A 14,510-nucleotide genomic window follows, 5' to 3' on the forward strand; every position below is an offset into this window, starting at 1 on the left:
GATAAAAGCTAGCCAGACATTCTTAGCAGGTCTAGTTGTTGAGACATAATCTCCATTTGTTGAGCCATTATCTCTTCAATTTCGCGATCGCCTACATTTTCCTCCTCGATTGTATTGTCTACTTGTGTAATTTTTTTGTCAGGCACTGCTGGATGAGAAGGTTCAATCCAATATCTTTTTCGCTCAAAAGGATAAGTGGGTAAAGGAATGCGATCGCGTCGCTCGTGGCGATAAAATTCCGACCAATTGACCAACACACCAGCTAGCCAAAGTCTTCCCAATGCGTTCAGAAAGAATGCGATATCTGACTGAGAATCTTTCGGATGGCGCAATGAAGAAAGTACAAATGTTTGAGTATTCCCCTCTAAATGCTCTCTGGCAAAGCTACTCAAAGTACGTCCCGGGCCAACTTCTAGGAGGATTCGCTTTGGTTCTTTTAGCAACTCAGCAATCCCGTCAGCAAAACGCACCGTTTGGCGTAGATGTTTACCCCAATAATTCGGATCGGTTGCTTCCATTTCAGTAATCCAAGTGCCAGTTACATTAGATATGAAAGGAATTTGAGGAGCCTTTAATTTGACTTTTCTAACTTCAGCGATGAACGGCTCGATAATGGGTTCCATCATCTCAGAATGAAAAGCATGAGAAGTATGCAAGCGACGACAATCTAAACCGAGCTCCATCAAACGATTTTGCAGCTCGTCCACAGCTTTTATAGAACCAGAAACTACACACAAAGATGGTGCATTAATTACAGCCAGAGAAAGTTCTTCACTTAGTTCGATTTCCTTTTCCGATAGAGGTACAGCCAGCATTGCACCAGCCGGAAGTTGCTGCATCAATCTGCCGCGAGTGGCTACTAATATCAACGCATCTTTCAAGGAAAACACACCAGCAAGAGTTGCTGCAACGTACTCGCCAATACTGTGACCGATCGCAGCTTCAGGAAGCACGCCCCACGACATCCACAACTGAGCTAAAGCGTACTCAATTATAAACAATACTGGCTGAGTAATATAAGTTTGTTTCAGTTGTTGTGCGGCTTCTTCTTCCCCTACTTCACTAGGATACAAAACGGTACGCAAATCTATTCCCAAGTGCGGTATTAGGAGTTTGCAACAATCATCAATAGCATGAGTAAAAGTAGATTCGGTCTGGTAAAGTTCCCGCGCCATGTTCGCGTACTGCACCCCTTGGCCGGAAAACATAAACACGACAGGGCGACTACCAGACTCCTCATGATGAGAGTGGCAAATGTCGGTAATTACTATTTTTTTATTTCCTTTTTCCTCACTTTTTAGACTCAGCGCTTGTACAGCATTGTCAATATTTTTACATACTAACATCCGGCGATAATCGAATACTTTACGACCAACTTGCAGGGTGTAAGCCACATCAGCTAAATTGAGGTCTGGATGCTGTTTTAAATGTGTCGCTAAATTTGCCGTTGCTGTTTCCAAAGCCGAACTTGTTTTAGCAGAAAGAATCAACAATTGATACTTTCTCTCTTTCTCCTCTGCTACCTTTCTCCCACGCTCTTGATTTGGAGCTTCTTCCAAAACGACATGAGCATTAGTACCGCCAATTCCGAAAGAACTGACTCCCGCACGACGAGGAATCCCCTCTGTTTTCCATTCACGGAGGGTGGTATTGACATAAAACGGGCTATTGGCAAAATCGATTTCGGGATTGGGTTTTTCAAAGTGCAAGCTGGCTGGTATTTTCTGATGTTTGAGCGCCAAAACTGTTTTGATTAATCCGGTTATTCCGGCGGCTGTATTCAAATGACTGACATTAGTTTTTACAGACCCGATCGCACAAAAACCCTTTTTCTTAGTTTGCGCTCCAAACACTTCTTGCAGCGCTCTAATTTCGATCGGATCTCCCAAAGAAGTGCCAGTTCCATGAGTTTCGATATAAGTGATAGTTTCAGGAGCAAAACGAGCGATCGCTTGCGCCTGAGCAATTACCTTAGCTTGACCCGAAACACTGGGTGCTGTATAACTAACTTTCGCCGAACCATCATTATTAATAGCTGAACCTTTAATAACCGCATCAATGCGATCGCCATCCGCCAAAGCATCTTCTAATCTCTTAAGTACAACAATACCCACCCCATTGCCAAAAGTAGTTCCTCCTGCTTTAGCATCAAAAGCGCGAGTGCGAGCATCGGTAGAAAATATCCCACTTTCTTGATAGAAATAACCTTGTTTTTGAGGAACTTGAATTGAAACGCCACCAGCTAGAGCCAAATCGCATTCGTAACTCAATAATCCCCGACAAGCCGAATGAACCGCAACTAATGATGTAGAACAAGCCGTATTAACATTAATACTCGGCCCTTTCAAATTCAATTTATAAGAAATTCGAGTAGCTAAAAAGTCTTGACTATTGCCAATTCCCAGCGGTAAATAACCCAGTGATTGCAATAAATCCCGATTTGAAATAATATTATTCAGCAAGTACGTACTCATGTTAGCACCCGCATAAACACCAGCCAAACCTGTGTATCGTTCCGGGTCATACCCCGCATTTTCCAAAGCTTCCCAAGCACACTCTAAAAAAAGACGATGTTGCGGGTCTGTAATTTCAGCTTCTTTTGCCATCATGCCAAAAAATGAAGCATCAAACATCTCGATATCATCCAACACGAACCCAGCTTTCACATAGTTTTCGTCATTCAGCCAACTATCTTCTACCCCCCCATCCCTCAACTCTTCATCACTAAACACTGAAATCGACTCTACTTCATCACACAAATTCAGCCAAAACTCATCAACATTTTTAGCCCCAGGAAAACGACCAGCCATCCCAATAATAGCAATTGGTTCTAACATACTCTCTCCTTCCCATTTATCCATTTCGACCTCTCCTAAAAATCTATCTAAATATGTCTTCATCTGTGGTAAAAATAATTGATATTAACGATTCCTAGCTTGTTTAAACATTTCTTTTTGTCTGGCTAACGCTTCTTCCTGCTTTCTGACATGGCTATTAACTTCTTCAAACATCGGTTGCTCCCCATCATATTTTTGAGTCAAATATTCCGCCAATATTTTTATACTAGGATACTTAAATAAGTCGAGCGCAGAAATATCTCGATCGAACATTTCAAGCAATTTTGCTTGTACCTTCACCAAAAGTAAAGAATGCCCGCCAATTTCAAAAAAATTATCATTAATCCCCACTTTTTCCAATTGCAATATCTCTTGCCAAACCTCAGCAATCAGTCGCTCGGCTTCAGTTTGAGGCATCACGTAATCCCGTTTCAAATCACGGCGATTTTCGGGTACTGGTAGGGCGCGATAGTCTACTTTACCGTTAGGTGTTAAAGGTAATGCCTCCAACTGTACGACAACTGATGGCACCATGTAATCCGGTAACTTTTCTGCTACAAAGCTGCGTAGTTCTAGGTTAATATTATCTGAGACAATATAAGCAACTAAGCGCTTGTTATCTACTTCATCTTCTCTCTGAATAACCACAGCTTGCTTTACTGCAGGATGTTGGTTAAGTACATTTTCAATCTCCCCTAATTCAATGCGAAAACCGCGAAGTTTGATTTGGCGATCGCTACGTCCCAAATACTCGATTTCTCCATTAAATCGATAACGACCGATGTCTCCACTCCGATAAAGATAAGCGCAATCTTCACTATTAAAGGGATTGGGAATAAACTTTTCTGCTGTTAGTTCTGGGCGATTGAGATAGCCTCGCGCTAAACCATCGCCGCCAATGCACAGTTCCCCCCGAACGCCGATAGGAACGGGTTGCAGGTGCGCGTCCAGCACGTATACTTGCATATTAGAAATGGGACGACCGATGGGAATTGAAGAAAGAGATTGGTTTTTGCTCGTGTCGTACCAAGTCACATCTGCGGATACTTCAGAGGAGCCATAAAGGTTAATTAAAATACTTTGAGGCATCCTTTCTTGGAAGCGCTGACATAGTTCCACCGACAAAGTTTCTCCACTGCTAACCCAATACTTGAGTTTGGGAAGTCGGCTTTGTAAATCTGGAAAAGTTTCTAATAAGACGCGCAACAATGATGGCACTAAAACAAGGCGCGTAACCTGTTGCTGAGATAAAGTTTGAACCAGTTGATAAGGGTCTTTTACGATTTCATCGGCAATGATGACAGTTCGCAGTCCGTGCAGCAACGGAGCAAAAATTTCCCAAACTGAATCTATAAAATTTAACGATGTTTTCTGACAGCAAATCTCCCCTTGTTCAAAAGGATAAGGATTCCAATTCAAGCGATTAACTGCACTGCGATGGCGACCGAGTACGCCTTTGGGAGTCCCGGTAGAACCTGAAGTGTAGAGGACGTAGGCGAGGTGGTCAGACAAATTTGAATTTTGGGTTTTAGATTTTGGATTGGAGATCGTGTCCCATTCGCGATCGAAATAAACAACTACTGGAGTTACATTCGCACTCAAAGCTGGTAGTTCTTTAATTAAAGTTTCGCGAGTTAATAATACTGAAACTTGAGCATCAGATAACATAAAATTCAGACGCTCTTGGGGATAGGCGGGATCTAACGGTACATAAGCTCCACCAGCCTTTAGGATGCCTAAAAGTCCGACTACCATTTCGAGCGATCGCTCTACACAAATCCCTACCAAAACTTCCGATCGCACTCCTAACTCTCTCAGATAATCCGCCAATCGATCGGCTTGTTGATTGAGTTCTCGATACGTTAACTGTCGATCTTTAAATACTACTGCAACTGCATCGGGCGTTCGCTCTACCTGAGCTTCAAACAGTTCGTGAATACAAGCGTCTTTGGGGTAATCTGTTTGAGTGCAATTCCAATCTAACAACTGCTGTTTTTCAGATGATGTTAATAGTGGTAATTCATTCACTCGCCGATCGGGATTGGCGACAATTGCTGTGAGTAACTGCTGGAAATGCTCGCTCGTTCTCGCGATCGTAGCTGCCTCGAATATGTCTGTATTGTATTCTATAGTTGCCATGAATTCCTCCCCTCTTTCTTCGATATACAAACTCAAATCGAATTTGGCAGTACCTCTATCGCTATCCAAACTACTCACCGTCAACCCCGATAACTCTAACGCTGGCATGGGAGTATTTTGAAGTGCGAACATCACCTGAAATAAAGGCGTGTAACTCAAAGATCGTTGCGGTTGCAGTGTCTCTACCAACTTTTCAAATGGCACATCGCAATGAGCGTATGCTCCTACGCACACTTGACTTACTCGACTTAACAATTCCCGAAAAGTAGGATTGCCAGATAAGTCAGTTCGCAGCACTAAAGTATTGACAAAACAGCCAATCAATTGTTCTATTTCGCTCATGTTGCGGTTAGCAATGGGGGAACCGATCGCGACATCTTCAATTCCCGTGTAGCGATACAGCAAGATTTTGAAAGCGGCTAACAATGTCATGAAAAAAGTCGCATCTTCGTTCTGACTTAGCGCCTTGAGTGCTTTAGTTAATTCCGCCATTATAGAGAAAGTTTTCCTCGCACCTCGGAAGGTTTGTACGGCGGGTCGAGGATAATCTGCGGGTAATTGTAGCACGGGAGGAGCGTTACCTAACTGCTGCTTCCAATAAGCGATTTGTGTTTCTATCACCTCTCCTTTTAGGGACTGTTGCTGCCATAAAGCAAAGTCGCCATACTGGATCGGTAGTTCGCTAAGAGGGGATGATTTGCTGTTGGAAAATGCTTCGTAAAGTGCTGCTAATTCGCGCATTAGTACGCCATAAGACCAGCCATCATAAATAATGTGGTGCATGGTAACTAGCAGCACGTAATCTTGTTGACCAATTTGTAACAGCATCCAACGCAATAATGGCCCTTGAGATAAGTCAAAGGGTGATTGGCTTTGTTCAAGCGTAAGTTGCTGGATTTGGTTGTTTTGTTCTGATAAAGGCAAGTCGGATAAATTAACTATTGGTAACTTTATAGTGAGAGATTGAGAAATGATTTGGACTGGTTGTCCTTCCATCATTTTGAAAGTAGTTCGCAGGGATTCGTGGCGTTCTATAATTTCGTTGAGACTGCTCTCTAGTGCTGCTACATTAAGCTCACCTTTGAGTTCTATTGCTCCCTGTTCGTTGTAAGCAGAATTGTCGCGATCGATTTGTTGGAGTAACCACAGTCTTTGTTGAGGAAAGGACAGCGGTGCAGGGTTGTTAAGATCGCGTCTGGGAATCAGGTTTATGGGGGAATCAGACTGAATTTCACCCCGCAAGCGTTTGGCGAGAAGTGCTTGTTTGCTGGGGGAAAGTTGATAGCGTCTTGCTAGTATTTGTTGTTTGTTTATGTCCATTTTTTTATAATCTCCTGGTATTTTTTTTAGCGCAGATGAATGTTGATTTTCTAATTGATGATTTCGATGTTCATATATTTGGGGTAAGGTTGAATTGTTTTTAGATCGTTTTCGAGAATTACCAGCTCGCCGTTGCGATCGATTTCTTTGAATCCTGAAAATTTATAAGCGATGTACATCATCCGATTTCGATTGTTTGAAAGGAATTCTGCCCGCAATCGAACGTTATTATCCTTGGCGAGTTCGAGCAGATAATTTAGCAAAACTGTGCCGACACCTCTAGACATGACGCGACAAGACATAAGAAAGAGTTTTATAGTCCAGAAGCTGTCAGAATATTCGACGAGAGCTAAGCCGATTTTTCCATAATTTCCATACTTATCATTTAAACTGGCGATGAGCAATTTGTGCTTATCCGATCGACTAAACATATTTAGTTCGTCATAGGAATATGTGTAACCTGTTGTGTTTAGTTGATTGGTGCGTACTGTTAGTTCTTCGGCTCGCTGTAAATCTTCTTCTTTAGCATCAGAAATCGTCAAGTGCATATTGAGGGTAGCTAAGAATTCTTCTTGCGAACCGATGAATTCTGATTCAGCTTGATTTCGCTGGATATCGCTGATATACATCTGCCTTCTTTTTTGGGAATCCTCTGTGATAAAACGAGGATTCATTTCTGGCATTTCTAGTAGATATTCTAGGCGATCGACATTAATACAAAGGACTTCAGGAAGTGAAAATTTTACTTCTTCGAGTTCAAAAATTTGGTCGTCAACGAAAGCGATCGTATCTGTCGCGATATTAATTAATTTAGCAATTTCTTTAATCGAAGAAACCTTAGAATTCCAATGGATCTGAGGATAGATAAAATACTCCTGCAATCCTACTTCTTCAAGTTTCTCCATCGCACTACTATATTCATTCTTGCTAGCGATCGATTGTAAGATTCCTCGACTATCCAAAGTTTTGATTATCTCGATTATATCGCGTCGCAAAACAACTCGATCGCCTTCTAACAATATGCCGTTCCAGATGGTGTTATCCAAATCCCAAACTACACATTTAATAACTTGCGTTTTTTCTTTGTCTATTCGCTGAGAATTTAAACCAATCATTTTTTCACGTCCTTGCTACTAATTCTTGAGATGTTGAACTGCGATTTTGTGAGAATATATATTCTTGATAACCATAATCAGCGATGGTTATCTGTTGAATTTGGGTGCTACCTTCGATGATTTCCATGATTTTTGCATCCCGTAAATACCGTTGAACTGGGTATTCGCTACTGCAACCATTTCCGCCGTGAATTTGGACGGCATCGTTGGCTACTTTAGTTGCGATCGTAGAAGCAAAATATTTGGCGATCGAGGTTTCCATAATAGATTTGGGGTCGCCACTATCTTTGAGATAACCTGCTTGATAACATAGTAATCTGGCGGCTTTGATATTCGCGATCGCATCAGTAATCATTTGTCGAATTAGTTGATGCTCTTTGAGATAAACATCAAATTGCTTGCGTTTACTTGTATATTCAATGCAGGCTTCTAAGCAAGCTTGGGCAATACCAACACAACCGCACGCGACACTGTATCGTCCCAAATCAAGTGTAGAAGATGCTACGTGAGAGAAACCAAAACCTTGCCTGCATACGAGATTTTCTTGGGGAATTTGACAATTATTTAGGTGCAGTTCTGCTAACATCGAACCTCTGACACCTAACATTCCCAAAATTGGTTTAATTGAGAGTCCCGGACTGTTTTTTTCGACTAAAAAAGCAGAGGGTTTACCTTCCCACTTGGCAAAAACTAAGAAAACATCGGCAATTTGTCCGTAAGTAATCCATTTTTTTTGCCCGTTTAAGATATAAGAGTCGCCAGAAAGTGTTGCTGTCGTCTCTACGGCTTTGGCGTCGCTACCTACGTTAGGTTCGCTCAATGCGAAGGCTGCGATCGCATCGCCGGATGCTAATTTAGTCAGCCAATGCTCTTTTTGAAATTTACTGCCCCATTTGAGAATGGCATGAGCGACCATAGAATGAACTGTTAGCAAACACCTTAGCGAAGAACATCCCCGTCCGATTTCCTCGTTAAGCAGACCATAGGCGATCGCATCCATGCCAGTGCCGCCCCAGTCTTCGGGTAATATGGCTCCTAAATATCCTTTGTTAGCTAGCTTTTGGATGATTTCGGGCGGAGTTCTTTCTTCGCGATCGATGCGATCGGCATGAGGAACTATTTCTTCATCTACAAAAGCTCTAAAAGAGGAGCAATTGTCTTTTTGCTGAGAAGTTAATTCGAGTTTCATTCTATCACTTAATCCTCAAAATGTCAACATCAAATCACTTGTTTTAATCTCTCGCCAGTACGGTACTTTTCCGTTCTAGTAACGACACCATAGAGTTGATACTCCTGAAGTTGGCAAATTCCAGGTCTTCATTTTCGATCGTCACTTCAAACTCTTTTTCTATAAACAACACCAATTGCATGGCAAACATGGAATTGACGAATCCCAAAGCAAAGATGTCTTCATCATCCTGCAAGTCACGATCGCCAAAAAACTGAGAAAGGAATTTTTTGATTTTGTCTTTAGCTGCTTTCATGTTCTGTAATTTCTAATGATTAATGACTGTAGGTATAGAAACCTTTTCCGCTTTTTCGCCCGTGCAATCCAGCATCTACCATTTTTTTGAGTAAAGGACAGGGGCGATATTTACTGTCATTGAAACTTTCGTACAAGACTTCTATCGAAAAGAGAATTGTATCTAAACCGATTAAATCTGCTGTTTCTAATGGCCCCATTTTGTGACCGAAACAAGATTTAAAAATTTTATCAACCTGTTCGGCAGAAGCGACTCCATCTTGCAACAGAAATATTGCTTCGTTAACGGTTAACATTAGCACTCGATTAGAAACAAAACCAGGCGAATCATTAACTAAGATAGATTCTTTTCCCATCTGAGTTAATAATTCGTTTGCGGTTTGGATTGTCGGTTCGGAAGTATGATAACCGCGAATCATTTCCACCATTGGCTTCATGGGTACTGGGTTCATGAAATGAATGCCAATCACTCGATCGGCACGCTTGGTAGCAGAAGCGATCCGAGTAATGGAAATGGCGGATGTGTTGGCTGCAAAAACAGTTTTTTCCGGGCAAATTGCATCTATTTTACTGTATACCTCCTTTTTAATATCCCATTTTTCAGTAACATTTTCAACTACGAATTCCGCTTTTTCTAGGAACTGATAGTTACTGGAAAAAGTGATTTTATCCAAAATGTCATTTGGACGCTCAGTTTTCTCATTTTTGTTGAAAAATCCTTGAAAACGGATATTATTTTTGATTTCCTGTTTTGCTCGTTCCAGAATATCATCTGAAATATCTATAAGCACCGCATGATGTCCGGTTTGGGCTAGATTTTGCGCTACCCCAACTCCCATTACACCTGCTCCGATCACACCGACTGTTTGAATGTTCATACTTAATCCTTTGGTCATTGGTCATTGGTAATTGGTCAGATTATGGAATTAACTGGTACAAGTTCGCGAACTTCATCTTCAGTTAATTTTTCTAATTCGTTGATGATGATTTCCTCAATAACAAAAGCTAATTCAGCTACAGATGGTGACTGAAAAAGGGAAGGAATAGATAGTTCTATCTGGAAGTCTTGGCGAAGCCGAGAAATTAACTGAATCCCGACTAGAGAGTTTCCTCCCAAGTCAAAGAAGCTGTCATTTATGCCTACGCGATCGATTCCCAGCAACTCTTGATAAATACCAGCAATTTTGTACTCAATATCATTGCTAGGTTCGACGTATGCGGTTTTTAGAATCGGTCGTTTGTGGGTTGATTTGGTACGGAAATTTTTTAAGTTTTCCAGTACATCCGCTAGGGTGGAAAGCTGGTCGTGTTCGATTACAGCTTGGAGATTTCGCGTTGAGACAATGACTTGCGGAAATGTACTAGACAAGATATAGTCTAATGCTTTCACACCTTCTTGAGAAGTTATGCTGTATTTCTCTCGCGCCTGCTTAATCTCGGCTTGAACTTCTGGAGTTAATGTTGAAAGCCATTCATCTTGCAAGTTATTTTCTTGCCAACCATCCCAATTAATAGAAACTGTCAGCATTTCGCGCCTGAAGAAATTATAATGGGCAAAAGCATCAAGAAAAGCACTGGCGGCACAATAATCTGCCTGACCTAATCCACCGACAATTGAAGAAATTGAGGAAAATAAAACTAAAAACTCTAGCTTTTCATCCTTCAATACCTCATTTATTACCAGCGTTCCTTTAACTTTAGGGGCAAAAACACTTTTCGCTGTTTCAGGATTTTTCTGCTGAATAAAACTGGCACTGGCAGTTCCGGCGGCGTGAATTACTCCATTAATTTTACCAAATCGATCGCGTACCTGATTCACCATCGCTTGCATTTGTTCAAAGTTGGAAACATCTGCTTTGATCGTGAGAATTTCTGCGCCCAATTCTTCTAAAAACTTAACTTTTTCAACCTTCAATCTGTTTTGTTCGTCATGTTGCCATTCAGCTTTTGAGGGTAATTCCGAGCGACCAATTAATACTAACTTAGCTTGGGCGGTTTTTGCCAAGTATTCTGCTACAATTAGTCCGAGTTTCCCCAATCCTCCTGTGATTACATATACTCCTCCTTTCCGTAATCTAACTGTAGGTATAGTTTGAGCTTTCATGGGCAAAGTTTTAAAGTCTTGTACCCAGCGATGATTGCCGCGATAAGCAATAACGCGATCGGGAGTTTCCGCAGTCAATTCTACTAACAATTGGTTTATTAATTGCTGCCATTTCCGAGTTTCCCTTCCGGGAAGCGTGATATCAATGCTACGACAGGTAAGGTTTGAATATTCCTGGGAAATTACTTTGCATATTCCTAAACTCGTGGCTTTTTCTGGATACAACTCCTCTTCGTCAAATACCTCTTGCATATCATTGGAAATCACACAAAGTTGCAGAGAGTCGGTTAAATTAGATTCTCCCAGTGCTTTTGCCAAAAACAGCAAACTATAGAAACCAAGCTTTTGAAATTCATCAAAATTATCAAGCCTTGTAGAGATGCGATCGCTCGGAGTTACGTTCCACAAATGGGCAATAATTTGCGGAAATTCACCCAACTTCTGAATCTCATTTAATAAAGTATCATAATCTTCTTTCTTTTCAGGATTAATCGCATATTCCCGATCGCCTATCTTATCGAATTGTTCTCCAACTTTGACTACTATTACATCTTGATTCTCGCGATCGAGTCTTTCTACGAGTTGAGAGCCTACCCCACAGCGATCGATAAACACCAGCCAGGATTGTTTGTGAGCAATTAATTTCTCCGTTTGTAACGATATCGATAACGGAGATTGTTTCCAAGATGGAATATAAAACCAATCTGAAATATCAAGTTTTTGTTCTAAATCTTTCCTAACGATAGGGAGATTTGGCGTATTTTTTGGTGCTTCGATCCAGTAACGCTGACGATCGAATGGATAAGTCGGTAATGGAATCCGATGATGGCGATCGCGGGTATAAAGTCTCGACCAATCTATCTTGACTCCTGAAAGCCAAAGCTGACCCAAAGTATTGAACAAGAAAGCCAAATCTGACTGTTGATTGTAAGCATCTCGCAGCGAAGGTAACGCGACTTTATCCGCGATCGCAACATTTTCTAAACATTGTAATCCTAAGCTGCACAATGTCTGTCCCGGCCCAACTTCTAATAGAATTGGTTTGTGTTTTTTCCACAACTCTTGCATCCCATCAGCAAATAACACGGGTTGACACAAATGCTTCGTCCAATAATTAGGATCGGTAGCTTGTTCGGCAGTAATCCAAGTTCCGGTGACGTTTGATAGATAAGGAATTTTTGGTGCTTGAAGATTGACGGTTTTCACTAATTCGGTAAAAGATTCAGCGATCGCTTCCATCATCTGAGAATGAAAAGCATGGGAACTTTGCAAGCGCCGACAAGCTAAACCTTTTTCAGTTAGTTGAGCAGCCAATTCATCTACAGCGTTTGTAGTTCCCGCTACTACGCAAAAAGCAGAACCATTAATTGCCGATAAAGAGAGGTTTTTATTCAGCAAAGGACGCACCTTTTCCTCACCCAAAGGAACCGCTAACATGGCTCCATTTGGTAACTCTTGAATCATCTGCGCTCTTTTGGCGACGAGAGTCAGTGCATCTTCCAGAGATAACACTTCTGCTAGCGTTGCGGCGACATATTCACCGATGCTGTAACCGATCGTCGCTACAGGATGAATTCCCCAGGAAATCCACAACTGAGCTAAAGCATATTCGATAACAAAAATAGCGGGTTGAGTGAGACAAGTTTGATTCAGTTTTTGAGTTGTTTCATCCGCCTGTGGTTCGCCACGACCGAGCATTTTTCGCAGATCGAAACCTGATTGAGAGGCGGTTTTCGGATCGTTGCGATCGCGATACATGACATCTCGCAGATCCAACCCCAGCAGAGGTTTGAGAAATTGGCAACAGCGATCGACGGTTTCTTGAAATGTCGGTTCAACTTGGTATAATTCCCAAGCCATGTTGACATATTGAGTTCCCAGTCCTGTAAACATAAAAGCGACTGGACGTTCGATTCCATCCTGAATATTATTGAGAATTCGTTTGGGATTTTGAAGCGCTGCGATCGCATCTTGAATATCTTTGCAAACCACCGTTCGCCGATGCTCAAAAGATCGACGGCCAACTTGCAAGGTGTAAGCGACATCAGCTAAGTTGAGGTCGGGATGCTGTTTCAAGTGTTCGGCTAAATTTGCCGTCGCCGTTTCCAAAGCCGTATCAGTTTTGGCAGATAACATTAGTAATTGCCAAGGACGAGACGTTTCAGAAGTTTGAGCGGGTGGCGCTTCTTCGAGAATTACGTGAGCATTCGTCCCTCCAATTCCTAAAGAACTAACCCCAGCGCGGCGAGGATTTTGGTGCGTTTCCCACTGTAAAAGTTTGGTATTGACGTAAAACGGACTGTTAGCAAAATCAATCTTGGAATTGGGTTGTTCAAAATGCAAACTTGGTGGAATTAACTGATGTTTGATAGCTAAAACTGTTTTAATTAAACCTGCTACGCCAGCAGCAGCACCGAGATGTCCAAAATTAGTTTTAACGGAACCAACTGCACAGAAACTTTTTTGTGTAGTACGGCTTTGAAAAACTTGTGTCAGCGCGGCAATTTCGATCGGATCTCCTAACGGTGTTCCGCTGCCGTGAGCTTCAATATAATTTATTGTTTCAGGTTCAATTCCCGCGATCGCTTGAGCTTCGGAAATCACGGCTGATTGACCGTCGGGACTGGGAGCAGTATAACCAGCTTTCAACGCGCCATCATTATTAATTGCCGAACCTTTTATAATTGCATGAATGGAATCTCCATCTGCGATCGCATCATCCAACCGCTTGAGAACCACAACCCCTACACCGCTACCAAAAATACTTCCCTGCGCTTTAGCATCAAAGGATCGGCAATGTCCGTCGGGAGAAGCAAATCCCTCTTGAGACAAATACCCAACCTTTTGTGGAACGCGAACTGCAACACCACCCGCCAAAGATATATCGCATTCGCCATTCAATAAACTTTGGCAAGCGATATGAATAGCCACCAATGAAGTAGAACAAGCGGTTTGAATGCTGACACTCGGGCCTTTGAGATTCAACTTATAAGAAACTCTGGAAGACAGATAATCTTTATCATTTCCTAGCAGCGTTGGTAAATCTGATAGACCAAAATTTGGATAGATATTGTTGAGCAAATAAGTGTTAGTTTCTGAACCTGCGTAAACACCGATCGAACCTTGATAAGTTTCCGAATTGTAACCTGCATTTTCGAGTGCTTCCCAAGCAGATTCGATAAATAATCTATGCTGGGGATCTAAAATTTCAGCTTCTTTCGGACTCAAGCCGAAGAACTCAGCGTCAAATCCTTCAACGTCTGACAGGACAGGATTAGCTTTGACGTAATTAGGCTTATTCAGCAAAGTTGAGTCTACACCTGAAGAGAGTAGTTCTTCATCTGAATAAAATTCAACTGACTCTACACCTTCCCGCAGATTCTGCCAGAAAACATTGATATCTTTTGCCCCTGGAAAACGACCTGCCATTCCGATAATGGCTATTTCCGCTCCATTCATCTCATTCTGTAAATGCACTTCACTCATTTAATTTGAACTCCTTTGATTGTTTA

The 14,510-nt window shown here is 41.8% G+C and carries 7 protein-coding genes; all 7 read right to left on the reverse strand.

The window, feature by feature from the left end; genetic code table 11:
- Nucleotides 1-8: 8 nt before the first annotated feature.
- From LAY57_RS11780 to LAY57_RS11810, 7 genes are read right to left on the reverse strand one after another with little or no spacing between them, the layout of a single operon-like run.
- Nucleotides 9-2,861: a type I polyketide synthase gene (locus LAY57_RS11780; protein ID WP_249066714.1), complete on the reverse strand. Its 2,853-nt coding sequence runs from the start codon at nt 2,859-2,861 to the stop codon at nt 9-11.
- 60 nt (nt 2,862-2,921) lie between these two features.
- Nucleotides 2,922-6,296: a non-ribosomal peptide synthetase gene (locus LAY57_RS11785; RefSeq protein ID WP_249066715.1), complete on the reverse strand. Its 3,375-nt coding sequence runs from the start codon at nt 6,294-6,296 to the stop codon at nt 2,922-2,924.
- A gap of 50 nt (nt 6,297-6,346) precedes the next feature.
- The gene (locus LAY57_RS11790) at nt 6,347-7,411 is read right to left on the reverse strand and encodes an HAD-IIIC family phosphatase (protein ID WP_249066717.1); all 1,065 of its coding nucleotides are present in this window, start codon (nt 7,409-7,411) and stop codon (nt 6,347-6,349) included.
- A gap of 4 nt (nt 7,412-7,415) precedes the next feature.
- A complete protein-coding gene (locus tag LAY57_RS11795; RefSeq protein ID WP_249066719.1) occupies nt 7,416-8,600 on the reverse strand; it encodes an acyl-CoA dehydrogenase family protein in 1,185 nt (394 codons plus the stop codon).
- A 43-nt stretch (nt 8,601-8,643) separates the two neighbouring features.
- Entirely contained in the window at nt 8,644-8,895 is a 252-nt protein-coding gene (locus LAY57_RS11800) for an acyl carrier protein (RefSeq protein ID WP_249066722.1), read from the reverse strand.
- A 19-nt stretch (nt 8,896-8,914) separates the two neighbouring features.
- A complete protein-coding gene (locus LAY57_RS11805) occupies nt 8,915-9,772 on the reverse strand; it encodes a 3-hydroxyacyl-CoA dehydrogenase family protein (RefSeq protein WP_249066724.1) in 858 nt (285 codons plus the stop codon).
- Between the two features lie 35 nt (nt 9,773-9,807).
- On the reverse strand, nt 9,808-14,484 hold the full coding sequence (locus LAY57_RS11810) for a type I polyketide synthase (protein ID WP_249066726.1): 4,677 nt from the start codon (nt 14,482-14,484) through the stop codon (nt 9,808-9,810).
- Between the last annotated feature and the right edge of the window lie 26 nt (nt 14,485-14,510).

The sequence above is a fragment of the Argonema antarcticum A004/B2 genome (genome assembly GCF_023333585.1).
Taxonomy (GTDB): domain Bacteria; phylum Cyanobacteriota; class Cyanobacteriia; order Cyanobacteriales; family Aerosakkonemataceae; genus Argonema; species Argonema antarcticum.